Source organism: Streptomyces halobius (assembly GCF_023277745.1).
Classification (GTDB): domain Bacteria; phylum Actinomycetota; class Actinomycetes; order Streptomycetales; family Streptomycetaceae; genus Streptomyces; species Streptomyces halobius.
Map to the genome: position 1 here is coordinate 600,997 of NZ_CP086322.1, position 23,177 is coordinate 624,173.

General features: G+C 70.1%; 21 protein-coding genes. 5 read left to right on the forward strand and 16 right to left on the reverse strand.

From position 1 onward, the window contains the following. Positions 1-49 precede the first annotated feature (49 nt). The 4 genes from K9S39_RS02670 to K9S39_RS02685 form a co-directional block, all read right to left on the reverse strand. A complete protein-coding gene (locus K9S39_RS02670; protein ID WP_248861695.1) occupies positions 50-1,210 on the reverse strand; it encodes a type III polyketide synthase in 1,161 nt (386 codons plus the stop codon). A 52-nt stretch (positions 1,211-1,262) separates the two neighbouring features. Continuing rightward, entirely contained in the window at positions 1,263-2,468 is a 1,206-nt protein-coding gene (locus tag K9S39_RS02675) for a cytochrome P450 (RefSeq protein WP_248861696.1), read from the reverse strand. A gap of 220 nt (positions 2,469-2,688) precedes the next feature. Further along, complete coding sequence (locus K9S39_RS02680) at positions 2,689-3,858, reverse strand: lipase family protein (protein ID WP_248861697.1); 1,170 nt, start codon at positions 3,856-3,858, stop codon at positions 2,689-2,691. 301 nt (positions 3,859-4,159) lie between these two features. Further along, positions 4,160-5,236 carry an AraC family transcriptional regulator gene (locus K9S39_RS02685; protein ID WP_248861699.1) on the reverse strand — a complete coding sequence of 359 codons (1,077 nt, stop codon included), beginning with the start codon at positions 5,234-5,236 and terminating at the stop codon, positions 4,160-4,162. 182 nt (positions 5,237-5,418) lie between these two features. Here K9S39_RS02685 and K9S39_RS02690 point away from each other — a divergent pair, with 182 nt between their 5' ends. Next, positions 5,419-7,194: an AMP-dependent synthetase/ligase gene (locus tag K9S39_RS02690; protein WP_248861701.1), complete on the forward strand. Its 1,776-nt coding sequence runs from the start codon at positions 5,419-5,421 to the stop codon at positions 7,192-7,194. Positions 7,195-7,285: 91 nt separating this feature from the next. Here K9S39_RS02690 and K9S39_RS02695 read toward each other — a convergent pair whose 3' ends face one another. The 6 genes from K9S39_RS02695 to K9S39_RS02715 all read right to left on the reverse strand — a co-directional run bounded on the left by K9S39_RS02695 (position 7,286) and on the right by K9S39_RS02715 (position 12,397). Then, positions 7,286-7,933 (reverse strand): hypothetical protein, encoded by a 648-nt coding sequence (locus K9S39_RS02695; protein ID WP_248861702.1) that lies wholly within the window; start codon positions 7,931-7,933, stop codon positions 7,286-7,288. Between the two features lie 526 nt (positions 7,934-8,459). After that, positions 8,460-9,023, reverse strand: coding sequence for a hydrogenase maturation protease (locus tag K9S39_RS02700; protein ID WP_248861703.1), 564 nt, complete (start codon positions 9,021-9,023; stop codon positions 8,460-8,462). A gap of 180 nt (positions 9,024-9,203) precedes the next feature. Next, positions 9,204-9,992: a DUF4232 domain-containing protein gene (locus K9S39_RS02705; RefSeq protein WP_248861705.1), complete on the reverse strand. Its 789-nt coding sequence runs from the start codon at positions 9,990-9,992 to the stop codon at positions 9,204-9,206. A gap of 589 nt (positions 9,993-10,581) precedes the next feature. Beyond that, positions 10,582-10,992 carry an FAD-dependent oxidoreductase gene (locus tag K9S39_RS42275; RefSeq protein ID WP_319949526.1) on the reverse strand — a complete coding sequence of 137 codons (411 nt, stop codon included), beginning with the start codon at positions 10,990-10,992 and terminating at the stop codon, positions 10,582-10,584. Positions 10,993-11,224: 232 nt separating this feature from the next. Further along, the gene (locus K9S39_RS41925; protein WP_283112185.1) at positions 11,225-11,350 is read right to left on the reverse strand and encodes a hypothetical protein; all 126 of its coding nucleotides are present in this window, start codon (positions 11,348-11,350) and stop codon (positions 11,225-11,227) included. Positions 11,351-11,737: 387 nt separating this feature from the next. Then, complete coding sequence (locus K9S39_RS02715) at positions 11,738-12,397, reverse strand: ScbR family autoregulator-binding transcription factor (RefSeq protein WP_248861706.1); 660 nt, start codon at positions 12,395-12,397, stop codon at positions 11,738-11,740. Positions 12,398-12,575: 178 nt separating this feature from the next. Here K9S39_RS02715 and K9S39_RS02720 point away from each other — a divergent pair, with 178 nt between their 5' ends. Together K9S39_RS02720 and K9S39_RS02725 are read left to right on the forward strand one after the other, a co-directional pair. Continuing rightward, positions 12,576-13,559, forward strand: coding sequence for a ScbA/BarX family gamma-butyrolactone biosynthesis protein (locus K9S39_RS02720; RefSeq protein WP_248861708.1), 984 nt, complete (start codon positions 12,576-12,578; stop codon positions 13,557-13,559). A 120-nt stretch (positions 13,560-13,679) separates the two neighbouring features. Continuing rightward, complete coding sequence (locus K9S39_RS02725; RefSeq protein ID WP_248861709.1) at positions 13,680-14,444, forward strand: SDR family oxidoreductase; 765 nt, start codon at positions 13,680-13,682, stop codon at positions 14,442-14,444. A gap of 61 nt (positions 14,445-14,505) precedes the next feature. Here the strand turns inward: K9S39_RS02725 and K9S39_RS02730 are convergent, their stop codons facing one another. After that, entirely contained in the window at positions 14,506-14,733 is a 228-nt protein-coding gene (locus K9S39_RS02730) for a hypothetical protein (protein WP_248861710.1), read from the reverse strand. A 211-nt stretch (positions 14,734-14,944) separates the two neighbouring features. Between K9S39_RS02730 and K9S39_RS02735 the strand changes: the two genes are divergently transcribed. After that, positions 14,945-16,210, forward strand: a complete 1,266-nt coding sequence (locus K9S39_RS02735) for a cytochrome P450 family protein (RefSeq protein ID WP_248861711.1) — start codon at positions 14,945-14,947, stop codon at positions 16,208-16,210. 210 nt (positions 16,211-16,420) lie between these two features. Here the strand turns inward: K9S39_RS02735 and K9S39_RS02740 are convergent, their stop codons facing one another. The 4 genes from K9S39_RS02740 to K9S39_RS02755 all read right to left on the reverse strand — a co-directional run bounded on the left by K9S39_RS02740 (position 16,421) and on the right by K9S39_RS02755 (position 21,675). Next, positions 16,421-17,317, reverse strand: coding sequence for a 2-hydroxy-3-oxopropionate reductase (locus K9S39_RS02740; protein WP_248861713.1), 897 nt, complete (start codon positions 17,315-17,317; stop codon positions 16,421-16,423). A gap of 28 nt (positions 17,318-17,345) precedes the next feature. Then, positions 17,346-18,188 carry a TIM barrel protein gene (locus K9S39_RS02745; RefSeq protein WP_248861715.1) on the reverse strand — a complete coding sequence of 281 codons (843 nt, stop codon included), beginning with the start codon at positions 18,186-18,188 and terminating at the stop codon, positions 17,346-17,348. Between the two features lie 228 nt (positions 18,189-18,416). Then, positions 18,417-20,204: a glyoxylate carboligase gene (gene gcl, locus K9S39_RS02750; protein WP_248861717.1), complete on the reverse strand. Its 1,788-nt coding sequence runs from the start codon at positions 20,202-20,204 to the stop codon at positions 18,417-18,419. Between the two features lie 244 nt (positions 20,205-20,448). Beyond that, entirely contained in the window at positions 20,449-21,675 is a 1,227-nt protein-coding gene (locus tag K9S39_RS02755) for an acyl-CoA dehydrogenase family protein (RefSeq protein WP_248861718.1), read from the reverse strand. Positions 21,676-21,835: 160 nt separating this feature from the next. Between K9S39_RS02755 and K9S39_RS02760 the strand changes: the two genes are divergently transcribed. Beyond that, entirely contained in the window at positions 21,836-22,483 is a 648-nt protein-coding gene (locus tag K9S39_RS02760; RefSeq protein WP_248861720.1) for a TetR family transcriptional regulator, read from the forward strand. Positions 22,484-22,566: 83 nt separating this feature from the next. On the opposite strand, the gene def is transcribed toward K9S39_RS02760, so the two are convergent. Beyond that, a complete protein-coding gene (def, locus tag K9S39_RS02765) occupies positions 22,567-23,127 on the reverse strand; it encodes a peptide deformylase (protein WP_248861722.1) in 561 nt (186 codons plus the stop codon). Positions 23,128-23,177: the final 50 nt, after the last annotated feature.

Sequence of the window (23,177 nt, forward strand, 5' to 3'; positions counted from 1 at the left end):
GGCCACACGCCACCGGCCGGGGTCTAGCCGGGCCGCCGTGCGGCGTGCCTCACCGGGCCGGTGCGGCCGCCGGCGGGTCGACGGGCCGGCCCAGGGCTTCGTCGGCCGACCGGCCTGTGGGGGCGAAGCGGGCGGCGTCGTGCGCCGCGCTCTGGTCCTGCGATGCGGCCGTCCAGCGGCCCAGCACCATCTCCGCGGTGATCCCCGGGCCGAATCCGGCTATCAGGCCGGTGCCGGGGGCGCGGACCGCACCCTCCTCGAAGAGCCGGTTCAGCGCGTCGAAGACCACCGCACTGGCGATATTGCCGCGTTCGGTGAGCGTCGCCCGGCTGAACCGGAAGGTCTCCGGTGAGAGGGACAGGAACCGGCAGAGGTCGTCGAGGATGCGCGGTCCACCGGCGTGCACGATGTAGAAGTCCAGGTCGGTGACGTCCCAGCGGTGCTGGTCCGCAAGGGTGCGCAGGGCCGGCGCGAGCATTTCCATCGTGCCGGGCACCCGTTTGTCGAGCATGAAGTGGAAGCCGGTGTCCCGGACCGCGTAGGAGATCCAGTCCTCCGTCTCGGGCACCAGGTGGGAGCCGTTGCGCTCCAGCCATACGCCGTGGCCGCCCTTGCCGCGCACCACGGCGGCGGCTATCGCATCGCCGAACAGCCCGTTGGACAGCAGCGAGCCCACGCCCAGGTCCGTGGGCTGGTAGCACAGCGAGCAGAACTCGCAGGCCACGATGAGCACATTGGCCTCGGGGTAGGCACGGCAGAAGTCGTGCGCCCGGTTGATCGCCGCACCGCCCGCCGCACAGCCCAGCTGGGCTATCGGCAGCTGCCGGGTGTCCGTGCGGAAGCCCAGCTCGTTGATCATCCACGCGGTCAGCGAGGGCATCATGAAGCCGGTGCAGGAGACATAGATCAGCAGATCGATCTCCTCGGGCGACACTTCGCCCTGTTCCAGGGCCCTGCGGACCACCTCGGGCACCCGGTCCTTGGCCTCCGCCTCGTAGAGCGCGTTGCGTTTCTCGAAGCCGGGGTGTCGCAGCGTGGCGTCGATCGGCTGGACGATGTGCCGGGTGCTGACGCCGGTGTTCTCGATGAGCCGGAGAACCAGGGCGAGTTGCTGGTGTTCCGCGTGGAGTGTGCGGGCGAGTTCCAGTGTCTCTTCGAGGGTGATGACGTGTTCGGGCACGGCTATCGCCGGTCTGCACAACGTAGTCATGGCTGGTTCCCTCCAAGGGTCCAGGCGGCGTACCTCGTGGGATGCGCCGGGCTCACCAGGCGACCGGCAGAGCCAGCGGGTAGCGCCAGATCGAGCCGGTGTTCCAGTCGATCTCGTCCTCGGGTACGGCGAGACGCAGCTCCGGGAAGCGCCGGAGGAGCGTGCCGATGGCGACCTGGAGTTCCATCCGGGCCAGGTGGGAGCCGAGGCAGTGATGAGTGCCGTAGCCGAACGTCATGTGGTGCGGACTGCCGCGTTCGAGATCCAGTTCGCCGGGCCGCTCCCACATCTGGGGGTCGCGGTTGGCGGCGAGATAGGAGACATGGATCGCGTCTCCCTCCCGCACGGTCGCGCCGTCGATCTCGACGTCCTCGGTGGCCACGCGGGCGATGCCCACACCCTGCCGGAAGGGGATGAAGCGCAGCAGCTCCTCCAGGGCGGTCGGGAGCAGCTCGGGGTCGTTGCGGAGCTTCGCGAGCTGTTCGGGGTGGGTCAGCAGCGTGTGAGTGATGTTGCTGATCTGGTACGTGGTGGTGTCGTGGCCGGTGACGAGCAGGACCATGCCGAGGACGGCCAGCTCGGTCTCCTCCAGGAGTTCGTCGCCGTCCCTGGCGGTGGCGAGGCCGCTCAGCAGGTCGTCACCGGGGTCACGCCGCCGTCGGGCGGTGAGATCGGTGAAATAGCCGCGCAGCTGCTTCTTGGCCGCGTCGGCCGCTTCCAGGTCGGGTACGCCGACGGCCATCATGTCCATGGCCCAGCCGCGCAGCTGCTTGCGATCGTCCTGCGGGATGTCCAGCAGCTCACAGATGGTGGTGAGGGGCAGCCGCGAGGAGAGGAACTGGATGAGATCGGCGGGGGCGCCGTGCTCGGTCATCTCGTCGAGGAAGCCGTCCACGATCCGCTGGGTGGTCGCGCGCAGCTGCTCCACCCGGCGGTTGGTGAAGCCCTTGGCCACCAGACGACGCAGCCGGTTGTGTTCCGGCGGGTCCATGAGATTGATCGCCTCCACCTGGGCGATCGGGGCGGGGGTCATACGGGGCAGGTCACGCCCGATGCCCGCGGCCCGGCTGAACCGGCGATCGGTGGTGACGAACTTGACGTCGTCATACCTGGTCACCAGCCATGCGTCGCCCTCGCCGTGCGGCATGCGGATACGGGCGATAGGCGCCTCGTCCAGCAGCTGCTGCAGCGTGGGGTCGAATTCCAGGCCGTTGGTGTGGGCGAACTGGCACTGCCAGACCTTGGTCTCAGGGCTCACGGGCACACTCCAACCTCAGGGGGACATGGAGATGTAGACCCCGCGACGGGTCCCTCATACACAGTTCGCCTCGCTATCACCCGATTAGACGAAATATCCGACTCGAATGGCGGAGCCCGGGGTGCGCGGAGCCCCGGGTCACCTCTTCCGTCGGAGTGACCCGGGGCTCCGCGTGGCGCGGCGCGCCGCCTGGGGGCCGGTCGGCGCCTGGGCGGGCCGGTCAGCCGCAGTTGTTGTGCGTGGGTTTGCCCGCGAAGCGGTCGGCGAGCCAGTTCGCGGCCGGTACGGAGCCCACCATCACGCCGACGATGTGCTCACCGAGCGGGATCGAGGTCCACTGGACGTCGGCGCCCTTGGCGCACCAGTCGGCGCGCAGCTGTTTGCCGACCGCGTACGGGATCAGCTCGTCGACGGTGCCGTGGTAGAGGTACACCGGGGCGTCCGGCTTGCGGGTGCCCAGGTTGGAGGCGCGCAGCCGCTGCTGCCAGTCCGCCTCGTACAGCGGGTTCTTGACCGTGAAGTCGGAGATCTTCTTGAAGGCCCCGGCGACGGTGTTGACGACCACGCAGTTGTTCCGCATGAAGTCGACGTACTTGCGGCCCTTGTCGTTGAGGTAGTTCTCCAGGTGCAGCTCCGGGAAGGCCGCGTTCTGGCCCACGGCGGCCATCAGGATCAGTCCGGCCCCGACATTGCCGTTGTTGGCGTCCGCGACCTTCAGCAGATCGGCCGGGACGCCGCCGGTCGCGGTGCCCTTGACCTGGAGTTCCGGCGCGTAGGACCGGTGCAGCTCGGCCGCCCAGCTGCTGGCCTGGCCGCCCTGGGAGTAGCCCATGATGCCGACCGGCGAGTCCTCGGTGACGCCGGCCTCGGCGGCTCCGGGCAGCCGCTGCGCGGCACGGGCGGCGTCCAGGACGGCCTGTCCCTCGGCGCGGCCCACGGTGTAGGTGTGGTCGCCGGGCGTGCCCAGGCCCTCGTAGTCGGTGACCGCGACGGCCCAACCACGGGAGGTCAGCTGCTGGATGAGGTTGGCCTCCATCGTGGTGCCCTTGGGGAAGCCGGCCGAGGGTGCGCAGGAGTCGCCGAGACCGACCGTGCCGACGGCGTAGGTGACCAGGGGGCGTGGCCCCTGCTTGCCGTCCTTGGGGACGATGACCGTCCCGGAGACGGTGTTGGGGGTGCCTTTGGCGGTGGTGGAGCGGTAAGTGATGTGCCAGGCACGGGTGTTGGTCGGCTGGCCCGGGAGCGGGTGGAACGAGGTCGGGGCGGAGGTGACGATATCGCCGGGACTGCCGGTTTCGGTCTGCCCGGCCGACGCGGCACCCGCGCCCGTGAGGCCGAGCGACAAGGTGACGGCAGCGGCGGCGGTGAGTGCGGTGGCGCGACGGTGCATACGGCTCTCCCAACTGACGCATGTGCTGGGTGGTTGGGGTGACCGTAGTGACTCGCGAGTAAGGAAGGCGCTGACCGGGACGCTCAGCTTTGTTGACCGGTTGTCTCATGGCGGTGAGGGCGGTCAGGGCGGCCATGGCCGCGACCGGGCAGCGCGAGGGCGGGCATCTGCTCGGTCCGGTCGGTCTGTTCGGTCTGCTCGATCGGTCCGGTCAGTCGTCGGTCCGGTCGATCCGGTCGGTTCACCCGGTCGGTCCAGTCGCCTTACTCGGTCCCGTCAGTCGTCAGTCCCGTCAGTCCCGTCAGTCCGGTCGGTCTGCTCGTTCCGGTCGGTCCGCGGAGTCCGCGGCGTGCCCGTTCAGCCGGTACGTGCCGGGCGTCGTCCCCGTCCAGCGGCGGAAGGCCCGGTGGAAGGCGGTGTCCTCCGAGAAGCCGATCCGCGCCGCCAGGTCGGCGATCGGCTCCTGCCCGGCCACCAGCGAGGTGATCGCCGCGTCCCGGCGCACCGTGTCCTTCAGCCGCTGGTACGAGGTGCCCTCGGCCTGCAGCCGGCGCCGGAGCGTCGCCGGGCTCACCGCCAGCCGGGCCGCGACCTCGCCCGCCTCCGGCAGCCGCGCCGGCCTCTCGGTCCGGAGCGCCTGGACCAGGGTGCGCCGCACCTGCTCGGCGACGGTCGTGCCGTAGTCGCGGCGGCTGAGCAGATCGGCCGGCGCCCGCCGCAGCATCCCCGCCAGCGCGGCCTCGTCCCGGACGACGGGCGCGGCCAGCCAGCGCGCGTCCCACCCGGCGGCGGTGCGCTCGGCGCCGAAGCGCACCGGGCAGCCGAAGAGGATGTCGTACTCGTGGGCATGGGCCGGTGCCGGGTAGGCGAAGCGGGCCCAGCGCAGCGGGATGCGCCGCCCGATCAGCCAGCTGGCGAGCCGGTGCCCGATGATCAGCACGCATTCGGAGAGGAAGTTGCCCTCCTCGTACCGGCGCAGATCGTTGCACACCGAGAAGACGGCCTCGACGGACCCGTCTCCGGCCGTGACCGTTTCGCATGCCATCTCGGGCCCGCCGGGGAAGAGCCCGTAGAAGCGCGCCGCCCGGTCGAGCGCCGATCCCAGGTCGCGACAGCCGAGGCAGGCGTGGCACATCATCGCGAAGGTGCCGCGGCGGCTGGGGGTGGGGCCGAGGCCCAGGAATTCGTCGTCGGTGGCGTGGTGGAGCGCCTTGACCAGGCGGGTGAACTGCTCGGGGGTGACGCGCGCCCGGTCGTCGCCGAGCAGCAGCGGCGGGATCTGCGCGCACTGGAGCAGCGGCACGATGTCGATTCCGAGCCGCCGCGCGCCGCTCAGGGCGGCCCGCACATGATGCATCGTGATCGTCAGCCGACTCATGGCGCACTCCCCCGGCTGTCGTCCGGAGGGGGCCCCACGCCGCACCCCCTCATGCCACGACACGGTAGCCCTCGTGAGCGCAGAGGTCAGTGGGGGTGACGGTTCTTGTCATCCCCGGCGGTCGGCGGCGGTCCCTAGCGTCGGACCATACGGACCGCTGGTCCTCGGCTCCAGGAGGCGCGATGCACCACAGGCCCGACACCCTCGCCGTGTTCACCGAGTGGGCGGCGCAGCGGTTCCATGACCTGCCCGCGCTGCGCTTCAGAGAGGGCGAAGGGTGGGCCGACCGCTCGTACGGCCAACTGCGGGACGCCGTACGGGCGGTGGGGCGCGGGCTGATCGGCGGGCTCGGGGTGCGGGCGGGCGACCGGGTGGCGATTCTCTCCGAGACCCGCCCGGAGTGGACATACGCGCACTTCGGCGCGCTCGCGGCGGGTGCGGCCGTGGTTCCCGTCTATCCGACGGCCGGGGACGAGGAACTCGCCTGGGTACTGGGCGACTCCGGCGCGTGTGTGGTCATCTGCGAGGGCCGGGAGCAGGCGGCCCGCGTCGCACGTCTGCGCGCCAGGCTGCCCGCCCTGCGGCACAGCGTCCTGCTGTCCGAGGCGGGAGACGACGCCGGCGATGTCCTCGCGATGGACGCTCTCCCCTTCCCCGCCCCGCTGCCGGAGCTCCGGGCGCGCGCGGCGGCCGTCGGCCACGCGGATCTCGCGGCCATCGTCTACACCTCGGGAACCACCGGCCCGCCCAAAGGCTGCCGGCTCACCCACGGCAACTTCGTCGCCGCCCACGACAGCACCGCGGACCTCATCGAAGGCGGCCCCGGCGATGTCACCTATCTCTATCTCCCGCTCGCCCATCTCCTCGCCCAGCTCATCGAGTTGCAGGCGCTGCTGCGCGGCGGGACGCTCTGCTACTTCGGCGGAAAGATCGAGAATGTCGTCGCCGAGCTGGCCGAGGTCCGGCCCACCCATCTGCCGTCCGTCCCCCGCCTCTTCGAGAAGGTGCACGCCACGGTCCGTTCCATGGCAGAGTCGCAGGAGGGCGGCCGGGACCGCTTCGAGGCGGCGGTACGCACCGGGATCGAGGCCGCCGCGCTGCGGGCCCGCGGCGAAGAGCCGGCCGGGGAGCTGCTGGAGCGCTGGCAGGCCGCCGACCGGGCACTGTTCTCGCTGGTCCGGGCGGCTTTCGGGGGCCGGCTGCGGTGGGCGCTGACCGGCGCGGCGCCGATCGCCCCGCAGACCCTGGACTTTCTGCGGGCCTGCGGCATCGCCGTCCACGAGGGCTACGGCATGACGGAGTCGGCGGGCGTCATCTCGCTGAATCATCCGGGGGCGGTCAAGTACGGGACGGTGGGGCGGCCGGTCGCGGGCTGTGAAGTCAGGATCGCGGAGGACGGTGAGGTGCTGGCCCGCGGTGCGAATGTCTTCCCCGGTTACCACGCGAATCCGGCGGCGGACACGGAGGTGCTGGACGCCGACGGCTGGCTGCACACCGGCGACCTGGGCGCGCTCGACGCCGACGGTTTCCTCACCATCACCGGTCGCAAGAAGGAGCTGATCATCACCTCCGGCGGCAAGAACCTCACTCCGTCGACGGTCGAGTTCGCCATCCAGCAGTCGCGGTATGTCTCCCGCGCGGTGATGGTCGGTGACCGCCGCCCGTACCCGGTCGCGCTGATCACCCTGGATCCCGAGGAGATCGCGCACTGGGCCGACCGCACGGGCACCTCGCTCGGCGACGCCCCGGTCCGCCACCCCGCGGTCCGCGCGCTGGTCCAGGAGGCGGTCGACGCCGCCAACGAGCGGGCGGCCCGCCCGGCCAGGATCCGTGCCTTCGCGATCCTGGCGGAGGATCTCACGGTCGAATCCGGGGATCTCACCCCGACGTTGAAGGTTCGGCGGGCGGCCGTGGCGGAGCGCTACGCGGCGGAGATCGACGCACTGTATGGGTCGTGAACCAGCCCCGGCCCGCGAACCGGTCGCGGTTCGCGCACCGCCTATCGCCGATCAACCGGCCCTTCCCCACACGAAGTTGACCTCGGTCGCATCAGTCACGTCGTACCGTCTCGATCTCGGCATGAATGCCGGGGCTGTTGGCCGCCAGGTGACGCAGGACGCTGCTCATCTGGGCGCCGACGTTGACAAAGGCCGTCGTCCTGCCCTGGTAGTACACGTTCTCCACGCGTCGTGCCCCGCGGTGCAGCGCCACCGCCTTCCAGTCGTCCCGGGCCGGAGTGCGCCGAGCCTGGAGGCGGAGGTCCGCGGGCTCGCCTCCGGTGGCGTGGTCCTGTCCGGGCAGCCTGAGCGGCAGCGGGTCGAAGCGGGAGAGCAGACAGGCCGCTTCCCGGTAGGCGGCCCAGATCGTTCGGTTCCGTCGGGTTCGGCGGTAGATCCGCGCACGGATCGGCGACGAATTCCGCCAGCCGAGGGATGACCTTTTCGGTGGTGAAGGTACGGGACAGAGTGACGCGGGCCGACCGTAATCCGCTGCGCAGTCCGATGTACCGAATCGGTGGTTGGTATGCGATCTGCCGCTGCCCGGCTCGCCGTCCGCGAGCAGTACGGACTTTTCCGGATCCATCACGAACCCGCGCAGCCGCAGATCCTGGCGGTCGATGAAGACCTCGGTACCGTTCTTGAAGACGCAGGTGCGGAAACTGTCCTGCGAGACATGGACGCGATCATCCTCACGCACAACGGTGGAAAATCCGCTGGACCGGCTCTCTGACCTGCCGATTCGACAGATTCTGGGGGATGCCGTGGTGATTACCGCTGTCGTTGGGAACCAGCAGGTCGGTGACCCGTTCCTGCGGTGCGTACTCGGGCCGCCACCTCATTCTCCTCGTTATCGGCACGGGTGTCCGGCGAGGTAAACCATGTCACGCAGCCAGCGGGTGAGCGCGTTCCGCGTTCCGGCTCCGGGGAGGCTTTCCGTCATCGCGTCACCGGCCCCTCGTACCGCAGCGAGGCCCAGTACGCCATACGCGAGGACTCGCCCATATCCCTGCCGAAAGGCGCCGTGTCCCATTGGGACTTGAGCAGTTCCGGGCGACCTTGTTCCCGTTGCCGTGGACGTAGAGGACCCTGGGTTGCATCGTGCCTCCCGCGCTGCCGTCCCACGTATACCGGCACTACCAAGTATTGGCCCGCGGCGGGACGGCCGCCATTCGGCCTCGGCGGACCCGCGGCGGGCCACTGCGCCACGGCTCGGCGAGGTGACGTCAGGGGTGTGCGGCACGGGCGCCGCGGCTACCCCGCCGGGCCCTGGCCCCCTCCGCTCGTTCCGGGTCGAGGAGATCCAGGATCAGCGACACGGCCTCGTCGACCGCGGCGCCGACCGGCTCGCTCAGCCCGATGCCCTCCTCGACGTCGGCGGGCTCGCAGCCGACGATCAGCACCCGCTCCGGGCAGCGGCCGCCGGTGCCCGCGCTGAGCGTGTCGAGCAGCGCGAGCACGGTGTCCGGCGTCATCGGCCGGCCATCGAGCGCAGGGGCCTGCGGGCAGGCGGGGGCGGCCGGTTCAGTGGCGTCGAGGATGTGCAGCGTGCCGGGTTCGCCGCCGCGTACGGCGGCGTCGATCAGCAGAACCGTCTGGTAACCATCGAGCATCCGATAGGCCAGTTCGACGCCGCGTACGCCGTCGTCGGCAATCTCGGCTCCGGGCGGCAGCGGCAGGTCGGCGAGCCGGCGGACGGTTTCGGCGCCGAAACCGTCGTCGCCGAGGGAGCTGGTGCCGACGCCGGCGATCAGGGTCCTGGCGGGCGGCTTGACGGGGGGTTCGCCCATGGGACGTCTCCTAGGGGAGGTGCCACGAAAGCGCAGATCACGGCTTCCGTTCCCCTTGTAACACCGTTACGGACGGCCGGGGCCGTCAGCGGGGGCCGATCCGGTGATCAGCCCCGGCAGCGGGACCGGGGCGCACCGTGGTACGCCCGTGCCCTGCGCACACCTTCGGCCCGGCGTGCCTCAGCCCAGGGAGCCGGCCTCCACCGTGGTCACGCTGAACCGGCCGCCGCACACCCGCAGTCCCCGGCTGCTCGTGGTCATCGCGTCCTTCGAACCGGGCGGGTAGACGTAGACGAGCTGCGAGGCGTCCCAGCACGGGGTGTCCGAGAGACCGTCGTTGATGGTGTGCAGCACGGCGTGCGCGCTCTTGCCGGGCTGCAGCCGGACGGCCCCGCCCGCCGCGCCCTCGCGGGTGGCCGGTTTGCCGACGGTCGAGCCGTCACGCTTGATCAGCGAGACACCGGGGAAGCCGCGCAGCGAACAGGCCGTCTCGCCCTTGTTGGTGAACACCAACGGGACGCGGATGTTGCCCGCGCCGATGTCCTCGCGTCCTAGGCGCAGCGACATATTGTCGGCGGTGCAGCGGTCCGACGACGTCATCGGCGAGGTGTTGGCCTCGGCGGAGCTCGGCCGGCTGGGGCTCGCCTTGCCGCCGGTGGGCTTCGCCCCACCCGTGGACGGCTGCCCGGCGCCTTCGGAGGCGTGTCCCTCACCGCCGGAGGGCTGCGTCTTGCTTCCGGGCGGCTGCGCACCCGGGCTGCCGCCTCCGCCGTGAGTGGCGGACGCGGGCGACGAGGGGCCGGAAGCGCTGCCCGGTCCTTCCTGACAGGCGGTGAGCGTGAGCGCCGCGACGGCGATCAGCGATCCGGCGGCAAGACGCCCCCACCTGACGCTGGGTGCGGGTGCCCCCAGCGTCAGCTGGGGGAGTGCCCCCAGACCGCGGCCAAGAGTCTTGGTGGTGAGCGACATGAGTCTCCCCCTCGTCTAGTGGGTGCGTACTCCTTCTGGTGGTACGCACGGTCCGTCCGTTTGCTTCCAGCGTGGACCAGTGCGCTGCTGGTCCGCTAACGGGGCGCTAACGCACCACTAACGAGCCGTCGCACCGGGCCTGAGGGTGACCCCCGGCGGCCTGTGCGACCAGCCGGAACTTCGGGTGTGGCGCCCAGAATCGCAGAATTTCCCGCGTTCCGGACGCACCACGACGGGGTTCGGCCGTCCGGCCCATACGCCCCGGTGGCCCCAACAGCCCCACCGGCCCCGGCAAGCCGCGGAACCGGCGGCCGGCCGCCACCCTCATCGGGCATACCACGCAGTCGGCCTATGGAGGTCGGACCGTGGGGGCGATGCGTCGCCTCTCCCGGTCTGTGCGTCGGAATCGGCGCGCCGGCACGGGCACTTCGGCCGGGACCGCGGTGTGTCGTACGGCCCGCTCCGGCCCGTACGACACACCGCCCGAGGACCATCGCCGCCCGCCTGCCACGACACCTCCCACCTCGCACATCCCACCTCCCGCCGATGGCGGCCGCATCGTTGAGCGCATGGAGACGGGCGACAAGGCTTACGCGGCGGTCCTTCCGCTGCCGGGCCGCTGCCCCGCGCCGCGCCGATGGTCCGCCACCGCTCGTGCGACGTCTTCCTCCAGGAGATCACCGTTGAGGGCGATCGCGGCGGCCGACCCCTGACTGGCGGCGCTGATCACTTGGGCGCGCGGATCCACGACATTGCCCGCCGCCCACACACCGGACACGCTGGTGCGGTCGGACGCATCGGTGGCCACCCAACCGGACGCGTCCTTCTCGCAGCCGAGCCGGGCCAGCAGCGTGTCGTGGGGGATGAACCGCGGTGGCACAAAGACCGCGGTACGCCGAACGACACTGCCATCGGCCATGCCGACGCCCCGCAGTCGGTCGTCGCCGACCACCAGCTCCTCGACCTCACCTTCGACGATCCGTATGCCACGGGCGGCCAACTGCTCACGCGCCTCCGAAGAGACGTCCCCGGTGTGCGGGAAGTAGACGATGTCGTGGGTCCACTGACGCAGCGGCAGCGCCTGATGGAGGGCGTTGGCCGGACCGCGATCAAGCCGACCGGCTCGTCGGCGACCTCGTATCCATGGCAGTACGGGCAGTGCAGCACGTCCTCGCCCCAGCGCTCCCGTACGCCGGGAATGGCGGGCGGTTCGTCGCGCAGCCCGGTGGCGATCACGATGCGACGGGCCCGTTGTTGTTGCCGTTGTTGCCGTCACCGCCACTACCGGTGTCATCGCCGACGCTGTGCAGGATGTTCTGGCCGGCGTGGTTCGTGCTGTTGTCGCTGTGCTGGGTCATGGTGAGCACCTCCGCGGCAGAGACTGCGCCCGGCCGCACCCGATGGCAAACAAAGTTGCCAAAAACAGCGAAAGCCGCGGCAACGACCGACCGGTGGACGCGAGTTGCGTCACGCACCGCAGAACATGATCTTTCTCACCCCCACCGGGCCCCGCCTCCACCGATCCCAGTCAAACGCACGCCACCGACAAGCCCCACCACGTCGCCGCCCCCACGGCCCGGCGCACCCCGCCGTGCCCCCAGATTCGCACAGCGTGTGCCGTTTTCGTGCGGCATTCCTGGAATCCGATCCGATAAAAAACCGTCCGTGCTGCATTTTTTCAGCACCCAAAACGCCCTTATCTCCCGAAGAGAAATGCAATCCCTGCCATCACGACAAATGCCCCATCAATGCGTCGCATCCGCCAACAGTCCCGCCTTGAGAACGGCATCGAGTGCCGCGCCCCGCTCCGGATCGAGGTCCAGCCTGGCCAGGACCGCGGGCACCGCGATGCTGGGCAGTGTGTGCTGATGGAATACGGTGAGCCGGCGATTGAGATCGGCCCTGTTCGCAAGCGCCTGGGACATCATCTGCATCCCGGCGAAGGCACCCACGTACAACTCGGCGGTCTCACGGACAGCCACGCTTTCCAGAACTTCGCCGCGCCCCTTCGCCTCGATCAGCAGCCCTTCGACAAAATCGGCCCAGGAGATCATGGACCGCTTGCGGTCAAGGTGATTGGAGCCCTGCTCGACGGCCAGCCTGGCCGCCCCGCGCTGGATCGGGTCGCTCCGCAACCGGTACGCCAGGACCTGTGTCACATCGACGAATTCCTGCAATTTGATCTGCTGCGGCTCCACGGCTATGTCCAGCACATGCTCATCCAGCACGGCGAGCGCGAGCTGCTCCTTGGAAGCGAAATGGAAATACAGGGCGCCCTTCGTCACGCCGGCGCGTTCAAGAACTTCGGCGATGGTGGCGCGATCGTAACCGCGGTCGTCAAAGACCGAGGCCGCCGCCTCCAGGATCAGTCGCCGGGTCCGGATCGCGCGATCCTGTTGCGCCATCGGGACGCCTCCTGTCTGTCGAAGTGTGCAAAGGGAGCAGCACTTGGTTACTGCTCACGTCGCCTTCAGACCAGGTATTTACCATTTTTCGGCGCCCGGCATTGAAAAGAAAACCGGATGGTACGTATCTTAGCAGCGTTCGCATTCGGCACTATCCGTCAGACGCCTGGGGGCAGTCATGAGCGACACGACGCACATCGGTGGCACGGTTCGGCCCGGGGCCCTGCACACGGGACGACCGGCCTCGGTCCAACGAGCCGTACCGCGCCCTCGCCGCGATGTCGGCGTACCCGGGGAGTTCGTGCACCGTCCCGCCACCGAGGACATCCTGATCACCTCGTGGAACCGGCTGGACGACAGTCATTTCTCGCTGACCGCCCGGTGGCCGCACGACCACCGGTACTTCACCCCGGACCGCGGTCGCCACAACATCCTGCTCGTCGGCGAGACGATTCGACAGGCGGGACTTTTGCTCTCGCACACGGAACTCGGCGTACCGGTCGGCCACCACTTCATCCTCGGCGACCTGGTCTGGACAACGCATCAGGAACATCTGGCCGTTGCCGGCCGGCCCGCACAGCCGACGATCGAGGCCGCCCTGAGCGACCTGCGCATGCGGGCCGGCAAGCTGGTCAGCGGCCGGTTCGACATGACCTTCCGCCTGGCGGGAAACGCCATCGCCACCGGCCACTTCCACGTCAGCGTCACCGCCCCCGGCGTCTACCGCCGGATCCGCGGCGAGCGCCTTGCGGCGCGCCGGACCGACGGCCCGCTCCCCGCGCCCGTGCCGCACCGGCTGACCGGCAGCCTCAAGGACAGCGATGTCCTTCTCGCCCCCACCGACCGGAGCGACCGCTGGGTGCTGCGCCTCGCACCCGGCCATGCCGCGCTGGTGAACCCGGCGAACGACCATGTGCCGGGCATGGTGCTGCTGGACGCCGCCCAGCAGGCCGCCCGTGCCCTGAGCGCACCCGCGCCCTTCGCGCCGTACGCCTTCAGCACCGAATTCCACCGGTACGCCGAGCACGACGCCCCCTGCGTGATCGAGGCCCGGCGGACGCCCTCGTCGGTACCCGGCACCGTTACGGTCCGCGTCACGGGCCACCAGGCGGGAGAGACGGTGTTCGCCTCCACCCTCACGGCACTCGAACGGGACCGCTGACCGGCCCGGACCTCAACAGCACCATGAGGCGTCGGGAATCGGCCGCATCACGCGTCGGTACGCGACAGTGAGACGAACGGTTCAGGCACCGCTACGGCAACAGGAAGGCCACATCCGACCATGGGTGACCTCAAGGGAAAGACCGCGCTGGTAACGGGATCCAGCCGAGGTATCGGCCGGGGCATCGCCCAACGCCTCGCCCGGGACGGTGCGCTGGTCGCCGTCCACTACGGCAGCAGCGACGCCGCGGCCAAGGAAACCGTCGAAGGCATCACGGCCTCAGGTGGAAGGGCATTCGCCATACGAGCGGAACTCGGGGTGCCCGGTGACGCCGAGGCCCTCTTCGCCGCCTTCGATGCCGAACTCGCCGCGTACGGCAGCGAACCCGGCCTTGACATTCTCGTCAACAACGCGGCGACCAATTTCCGCGGGCACATCGGCGAGGCCACGGAAGCGGAGTTCGACCGCACCATCGCGGTCAATGTCAAGGCGCCGTTCTTCATCATTCAGCACGGTCTGCGCCGGATGCGGGACGGCGGACGCATCATCAACATCACGTCGGCGGTGACGAGTACGGCGCACCCGAGGCAGATCGCCTACAGCGTCGCCAAGGGCGGACTGGAAACCCTCACGCGCACCCTCGCCAAGGACCTCGGCGAGCGCGGGATCACGGTGAACGCCATGGCCCCGGGCTGGGTCGACACCCATGTGACCGCCGCGCGGACGGCGACGCCCGAGGGCCGGGCGGCGCTGGCGGCCTATTCGGTCTTCAACCGCGTCGGCGAGCCCGCCGACATCGCCGACGTCGCCGCCTTCCTCGCCTCCGACGATTCCCGCTGGATCACCGGCCAGCGCATCGATGTCTCCGGCGGCTCGGTGCTCTGACGCACGGCCCGGGAGCGGCACGGTCGTCCACCGTCCGGACGGCCGCGCCGCCCCGGCGTTCTCAGGCCGGCGGCATCGGCCAGTCGTCGAGGTTGCCACCGCGCCATTCGACGAGTTCCGGGTCATCGAGCCTGATGTCCTCGGCCTGCCCCGCGATTCCCGCGCGGCGCAGGAACTCGGCGACATCGCCACGGCCATGGGCCAGGCCGACGATCTGCCCGTGCACGGTCACCCGACGGCCGCCGGACGGCGTCGGCGGGTGCACGATGACAGGCGGGTGCTCGCTCATGACTCCAGCGTGCGACGGGCGTCGCGGCCGCGCACCTCGACAGCCCGATCTCACCCGACCGGCGGCCGCGCCGGGCCGCGGCCATGCCTCACCGGGCGCGACGGGCACTGCTTATTGAGCATTCAAGCAACGGTAGGCTGGGCGGGGCGGTCCTGGTCAGGAGGTCCCCCGGCCTGCAGAGCCCGACACGACGAGGAGCCCGGGAACGACCGTGGACCACGACAGCGCGACCAGCTCCGGCGGCCCCACCCCCGGCACGATTCCCCTCGACTCCGCCGAGTTCTCCAGGGACCCGTACCCGCTGCTCGCCACCCTGCGTGACTGCGGCCCCGTTCAGCGCGTGCGGACGGTCAACGGCCGCACGACCTGGGTCATCACGGGCTGGGCCGAGGCACGGGCCGCGCTGGCCGATGCGCGGCTGTCGAAGGACACCGCCCGTTTCTTCGCCGGCCGGCCGTCCCACCGCAATCTCGCCCCCGCCGTCAGCCGCACCCTGCTCGCCACCGACCCGCCGGACCACGGCCGGCTGCGGAAACTGGCGATGAAGGCGTTCACCCCGGCGGCCGTGGCCCGGCTGGAACCCCGTATCCGTGAGATCGCGGCGAGGCTGGCCGACGCGCTCGCCACGCGTGGATCCGCGGACCTCATCGAGGAGTTCGCGGTCCCGCTGCCGATCGCCGTGATCTGCGAGCTGCTCGGTGTACCGGAGGGCGACCGGGCCGCGGTGCGCCGGTGGTCCAACACCCTGTTCGCCGCCGGGGATCCGGACGCCGTCGTCGACCGTGCGTCACACGCCATCAGCGACTACATGACGGGGCTGATCGCGGCCCGGCGCGACGAGCCCGGGGACGATGTGCTCAGCGATCTGATCGCCGCCCGGGACGACGAGGACCGGCTGACCGAGCCCGAACTGGTCTCCCTGGCCGTCCTGTTGGTGGTCGCGGGACATGAGACGACGGCCAACCTCATCGGCAACGGCATGCTCGCCCTGCTCCGCGACGACACCCTGCGCTCCCGCCTCCGGGCCGATCCCGGCCTGCTGCCCGCCGCGATCGAGGAATTCCTGCGCTACGACGCCCCGATGACCATCGCCACCTTCCGCTACGCGACCGAACCGGTCGACCTCGGTGGCGTCCGGATCGAGACCGGTGATGTCGTGCAGGTCTCCCCCGGCGCCGCCAACCGCGACCCGGCGCGGTTCGCCGAGCCCGATGCCGTGCGGCTCGACCGGTCCACCGGGCACCTCTCGTTCGGCCACGGGCCCCACCACTGCCTCGGCGCTCCGCTGGCCCGTATGGAGGCCCGGATCGCGTTCGAGGTGCTGCTGACCCGCTGTCCGGATATCCGGCTGACGGACGGGACTGGGGCCGGGGCTACGGGCGGGACTTCGGACGGGGCTTCCGACGCGGTCGAGTGGCGGCGAGCGCGCTTGATGCGCGGCCTGGCCCGGCTGCCGGTTACGGTCCGACGCCCTTAGCCGGGGCGCGAGTTCAGACCACCGGAGCGTCAGACGCCCGAGGGTTCTCAGACAAGGGGAAGCCCCGGCCAGACGGGGGAACTGACCGGGGCGGCTTGGGTGGAGCGCCGTCATCAGCGCTCACACCCTATTGAACGGTAAACAATGCATGGACGTTCCATGGCGGGATCATGACGGTCGTCACCGTACCTCCGGAGGCCGTGGACCGGCTCAGCCCTGGGTGGTGTGTCCGGAGAGGCGTTCGACGCCGCGGAGGAGGGCGGAGTGGTCCAGGCCGCCGTCGCCCTGGGCGCGCAGGGAGGCGACGAGCTGGGCGACGACGCTGCCGACGGGGAGGGCGGCGCCGACGGTGCGGGCGGCGTCGGTGACGATGCCCATGTCCTTGTGGTGCAGGTCGATGCGGAAGCCGGGCGTGAAGTCGCGGGTGCGGAAGTTGTCCTTCTTGCGGGCGAGGACGGTGGAGCCGGCCAGTCCGCCGTTCAGGACGTCGAGGGCGGCGGTGAGGTCGACGCCGGATTTCTCCAGGAAGACGACGGCTTCGGCGCAGGCTTGGATGTTGACGGCGACGATGAGCTGGTTGGCGGCCTTGACGGTCTGGCCGGCGCCGTGCGGGCCGCACAGCACGATCGTCTTGCCCAGGGCGTCGAAGAGGGGCCGGGCGGCGTCGAAGTCGGCCTGCTGCCCGCCGACCATGATCGACAGGACGGCCTCGATGGCGCCGGCCTCACCGCCGGAGACGGGGGCGTCCAGGACGCGGATGCCCTTGTCGCCGGCGTTCTTGGCCAGGTCGATGGAGGTCTGCGGGGTGATCGAGGACATGTCGATCAGCAGTGCGCCGGGTCTGGCGTGGTCCAGGATGCCGTCGGGGCCGTAGGCGATGGCCTCGACCTGCGGGGAGGCCGGGACCATGGTGATCACCACGTCGGCGTCCTGGACCGCCTCGGCGATGGAGGCGGCCGCCGTGCCGCCGGCGGCGGCGAGCCGGTCGAGTTTGTCCTGCTCCAGGGTGTAGCCGGTGACCTGGTAGCCGGCCTTGATCAGGTTCTCGGCCATGGGTGAGCCCATGATGCCCAGACCGATCCACGCGATCTTGGGGAGATTGCTCATAGCGAAGCCTCTTTCGAAAAGCTGGTGGTCAGGAGGCGGCCGCGCGCAGCGGGGCCGGCAGCCAGGCGAAGGACGAGGCGCTGGGGGCGTTTCCGGGCTTGTATTCCAGGCCGATCCAGCCGTCGTAGCCGTTCTTCTTCAGGCGGTCGAGCAGGGCGGGGAAGTCGAGGGTGCCGGTGCCGGGGGCGCCGCGGCCGGGGTTGTCGGCGATCTGGACGTGCGCGGTCTTGGCCGTGTAGGCGTCGATGACCGCGTCGAGGTCCTCGCCGTTCATCGACAGGTGGTACAGGTCCATCAGGAACCTGGCGTTGTCCAGCCCGGTGGCGGCGTTGACCGCGTCGACGGTCTCGATGGCCTTCGGTGCGGAGACCAGGGGGCATGTGGGCGACTCGGGTGCGTTGAGCGCCTCGATCAGCAGTGTCCCGTCCACCTCACCCACCGCACGGGCGGCGAAGGCCAGGTTCTCCAGCGCCAGCGCGTCCTGCGCGGCCGGGTCGACGCCCTCGACGCGGTTGCCGTACAGGGCGTTGAAGGCGGTGCATCCCAGCGACGCTCCGAACCGGACCGCCACGGGCACATTGGCGCGGAACCTGTCCGACTCCTCCCCCGGGATCGACAGGGCCCCGCGGTCGGGGCCCGGCAGCTGCCCGGCGTAGAAGTTCAGGCCGACCAGCCGCACCCCGGCGTCGTCGAGGGCCTCGCGCAGCGCGTCCAGCTCGGCGGGTTCCGGGACCGGGGCACAGACCCACGGCCACCACAGCTCCACCGCCGTGAACCCCGCCGCCCGCGCGGCCGCCGGCCGCTCCAGCAACGGAAGCTCGGTGAACAGGATCGACAGGTTGACGTTGAAGCGCGTGTCCGTGAAACCCATGGGACCGACACCTCTTCCGGATAGCGGATTTTTGTGTTTGTGCTACGAGATGGTGGTGATGCCGGGCGCGGCGATCGCGCCGCGCCCGGCACACCGCCCGGCTCGGATCCGGTGTCAGGGCCGTATCCGATCCGGCGTCAGGGCCGGCCCCGGTCCGTCAGGCCTTGAAGGACCACCGGAACCTTGAGGGCCCGTCCGTCCTGGTGGCCCTCGGACCGTGAGGGCCCGTCAGACCTTGAGCGGCTTGATCGCGGTCGGCGCGTGGCCCGGCTCGGTGGCCAGTTCCTCGAACTCCGTGACATCGCTGATGTCCGCCGTCTTGCTCATCGCGATATTGGTGATCCGCTCCAGGATCGCCTCGACGACGACCGGCACACGGTGCTCGGCGGCGAGCTTCTTGGCCTGCTCGAAGGCGGCGCCCAGCTCGCTCGGGTCGGTGACCCGGATCGCCCTGCAGCCCAGCCCCTCGGCGACCTTGACGTGGTCGACCCCGTAGACGCCCAGCTCCGGGGCGTTGATGTTCTCAAACTCCAGATTGACCTGAAAGTTGATGTCCAGACCGATCTGCGCCTGCCGGATCAGGCCCAGGTAGGAGTTGTTGACCAGGACGTGGACGTACGGGATGCGGTGCTGGGCGCCGACGGCCAGTTCCTCGATCATGAACTGGAAGTCGTAGTCACCGGAGAGCGCGACGACCTGGGCTTCCGGGTCGGCGGTGGCGACGCCGAGGGCGGCCGGGATGGTCCAGCCGAGCGGGCCGGCCTGGCCGCAGTTGATCCAGTGCCGCGGCTTGTAGACGTGCAGCATCTGCGCGCCGGCGATCTGGGAGAGGCCGATGGTGGTGACATAACGCGTCTCCGGGCCGAACGCCTTGTTCATCTCCTCGTAGACGCGCTGCGGCTTCATCGGGATGTCGTCGAAGTGCGTACGGCGCTGCAGTTGGGCCTTGCGCTCCTGGGTGGAGGCGGCCCAGTCGGCGCGGTCCGGGAGCTTGCCCGCGGCCTTCAGCTCGCGGGCGACCTCGACGAACAGCTCCAGCGCGGCCTTGGCGTCCGAGGCGATGCCGTAGTCCGGGGCGAAGATCTTGCCGATCTGGGTGGGCTCGATGTCCACGTGGACGAACTTCCGGCCCCGGGTGTAGACGTCGAGCTTGTAGCCGGTGTGACGGTTGGCCCAGCGGTTGCCGATGCCCAGGACGAAGTCCGACTCCAGGAAGTTCGCGTTGCCGTAGCGGTGCGCGGTCTGCAGACCGACCATCCCGGCGTTCAGGTCGTGGTCGTCGGGGAGGACGCCCCAGCCCATCAGGGTGGGAATGACCGGCGTGCCGGTCAGTTCGGCGAACTCGACCAGCAGATCGGCGGCGTCGGCGTTGATGATGCCGCCGCCGGCGACGATCAGCGGGCGCTCGGACTCGTTCAGCATCGAGAGGGCCTTCTCGATCTGTGCGCGGGTCGCGGCCGGCTTGTAGACGGGGAGCGGCTGGTAGGTCTCCGGGTCGAACTCGATCTCGGTGAGCTGGACATCGATCGGCAGGTCGATCAGGACCGGGCCGGGGCGGCCGGAGCGCATCAGATGGAACGCCTGCTGGAAGACGCCGGGGACCTGGGCGGCCTCCAAGGCGGTGGTCGCGGCCTTGGTGACCGGCTTGGCGATCGCGGCGATGTCGACGGCCTGGAAGTCCTCCTTGTGGATCACGTGGGTCGGCGCCTGGCCGGTGATGCACAGGATCGGGATGGAGTCACCGGTCGCGGAGTAGAGACCGGTGATCATGTCGGTGCCGGCCGGGCCGGACGTGCCGATGCAGACGCCGATGTTGCCCGGGTGGGTCCGGGTGTAGCCCTCGGCCATGTGGGACGCGCCCTCGACGTGGCGGGCGAGGGTGTGGTCGATGCCGCCCCCCTCCTTGAGCGCCTTGTAGAAGGGGTTGATCGCCGCTCCCGGCACTCCGAAGGCGTTGGTCACGCCCTCGCGCTTGAGGATCTCCACGGCCGCGCGGGCGGCTGTCATTCGAGGCATCGGGTACTCCTGCGTCGACCTGTCAGGGGCATGTTCCGGCGAAGGGCCAGAGGGATGAATGGAATTCCGAGAGCTATTCCGCATCATGGAATTAATGTTTTGCTTTATGGAAGGAAAGTAGAGCGAGGCGATGCGCGCGTCAAGGGCCCGCCGGCCGCGCGATACCGCAAGGGCCGCGAAAACAGGTGTCGCCGGCACCCCAGGACAGGGGTGCCGGCGACGGAGGCGCGGTACGGGCGGGCGGCTACCGGATCGGCACGCCCGAGAGCGTGCGGGCGATCACCAGCCGCTGGATCTCACTCGTCCCTTCGAAAATGGTGTAGATCGCGGCGTCGCGGTGCATCCGCTCGACCGGATACTCACGGGTGAAGCCGTTGCCGCCGAGGATCTGGATGGCCTGGGCGGTGACCTGCTTCGCCGTCTCGCTCGCGAACAGCTTGGACATGGAGCCCTCGGCGTTCTCGAACTTCTTGCCGGTGGTCGCCATCCAGGAGGCGCGCCAGACCAGCAGGCGGGCGGCGTCCACCTGGGTGCGCATATCGGCGAGCTGGAAGGCGACGCCCTGGTTGTCGATGATCGGGCGGCCGAACTGGGAGCGCGTCCTGGCGTACTCCAGCGCCTCTTCGTACGCGGCGCGGGCGGTGCCGACCGCCATCGCGCCGACGGCCGGGCGGGACGCCTCGAAGGTGGCCATGGCGGCGTTCTTGACTCGCTCACCACCGCTCTTCGCCTGCTCGCGAGCACGGGCCAGCCGCTCGTCCAGCTTGTCCTTGCCCCCGAGGAGGCAGTGCCCGGGGACCCGGACGTCTTCGAGGACGACCTCGGCGGTGTGCGAGGCGCGGATGCCGTGCTTCTTGAACTTCTGGCCCTGGGACAGGCCGGGGGTGTTCGGGGGAATGATGAAGGAGGCGTGCCCCTTCGATCCGGCCTCCGGGTCCACGACTGCGACGACGACATGGACATTGGCGATACCGCCGTTCGTCGCCCAGGTCTTGGTGCCGTTGAGCACCCATTCGCCCTTGGCCTCGTCGTACACCGCGCGGGTACGCATCGCCGAGACGTCCGAGCCGGCGTCCGGTTCCGAGGAGCAGAAGGCGGCGACCTTGACGTCATCGGCGTCGCCGTACATCTGCGGCACCCAGGTGCCGATCTGTTCCTCGGTGCCGTTGGCGAGCACGCCGACGGCGGCGAGACCGGTGCCCACGATCGACAGGCCGATCCCGGCGTCGCCCCAGAACAGCTCCTCCATGGCCATGGGGATGCCGAGGCCCGTAGGGTCGAAGAACTGCTGGGCGTAGAAGTCGAGGGAGTACAGACCGATCTTGGCGGCCTCCTGGATGACGGGCCAAGGGGTCTCCTCGCGCTCGTCCCATTCGGCGGCGGCGGGGCGCATGACGTCCGCGGCAAAGCCGTGAATCCAGTCACGGACCTCCTTCTGCTCGTCATTGAGCTCCATGGTGAACTCGGCCATGTCCCCTCCAGCGCTGCGTTCCACTACGATGTTACTTGCGGTAACACGAGTCTGTTACTCGCCAGTAAGGAATGTCAACTCCTCGGGGCCGCACATCCGCCGTGATCTCGGGTGTTACGTTGCGCGAGCGCCACGGACAGCAAGGGTGGGGAACACGACCATGGAGAACTCAGAGCACAGCGGCCGCAAGCAGACGGCGACCGAACGCCGGCGGCGGGAGCTGCTGGAAGCCGCGGAGCGGATTGTGCTGCGCGACGGCCCGGAAGCGTCGATGAACGCGATCGCCGCCGAGGCCGGCATCACCAAGCCGATCCTCTACCGGCACTTCGGCGACAAGGGCGGGCTGTACCGCGCTCTGGCCGTACGGCACACGGACGCCCTGCTGGACAATCTGCGGGCCGCGCTGGACGCCCCGGTGCTGCGCCGGGACCGCGTCGAGGCCACCCTCGACGCCTATCTGGTCGCCATCGAGACCCGGCCGCAGGTGTACCGGTTCCTGATGCACCCGGCCGACCAGGAGAACGGAGCGGAGTCCGGCTTCGACGTCGGCCGGCACTCCGCGCCACTGCTGCGCCGGCTCGGCGAGGAGCTGGCCAAGGTGATCGCCGACCGGCTCGACCTGGGCCCCGACGGCGCGGAGCGGGCGCGGGTATGGGGACACGGGATAGTCGGCATGATGCACGCGGCCGGGGACTGGTGGCTGCGTGAACGCCCTTGCTCACGGGAGCAGTTGGTACAGCATCTGACGGATCTGCTCTGGGGCCAGCTGGCCACCGTCGAGGACCTGGCGAACGGGCCCGGCTTCTGACCGGGAGGGCCGACGGGACCGGACGCACGTATGACACGAGCCGGACGCCCGGCGTCCGAAGGGCCGGTCCGCCGGGACAGGCCCTAACGGCGGGACTCCCCCGACCCCGTGGCCCACGGAGCCCTGGCCGCGGCGCGCAGCGCCCGGCGGCGCCGCAGCCCGGTGAGGCGGTCGACGTACAGCCCGCCCGAGAGATGGTCGCACTCGTGCTGCAGACAGCGGGCGAAGAAGCCGGTGCCGGTCACCGTACGGGGCTCGCCGGCGGCGCTGACACCCGCCACCACGACGTGGTCGTGGCGCGGGGTGCCGGCCTCGATGCCGGGGAGCGAGAGACAGCCCTCCGGCCCGCGGATGACCGGGCCGTCGGTCTCGACGAGCCGTGGGTTGACGAGGTGTCCGAAGTGACGGCGGTCCTCGTCATCGGGGCAGTCGTAGACGAACACCCGCAACGGGACGCCGATCTGGTTGGCGGCGAGGCCCACCCCGCCGGCCTCGTACATCGTCGCGTACATGTCCTCGATCAGCCGGGCGAGCCCGTCGTCGAAGACGGTGACCTCCTGGCAGGGCTCCGTCAGGGCCGGGTCGCCGAGGAGGCGCACGGGGCGGGAGCGGCCGGTGCTGCCGGGGATCGTACGGGGGCGCATGGGGGTAAGCGTACGGTCCTGGCCATGCCGGATGGTGTTGACCAGATGTC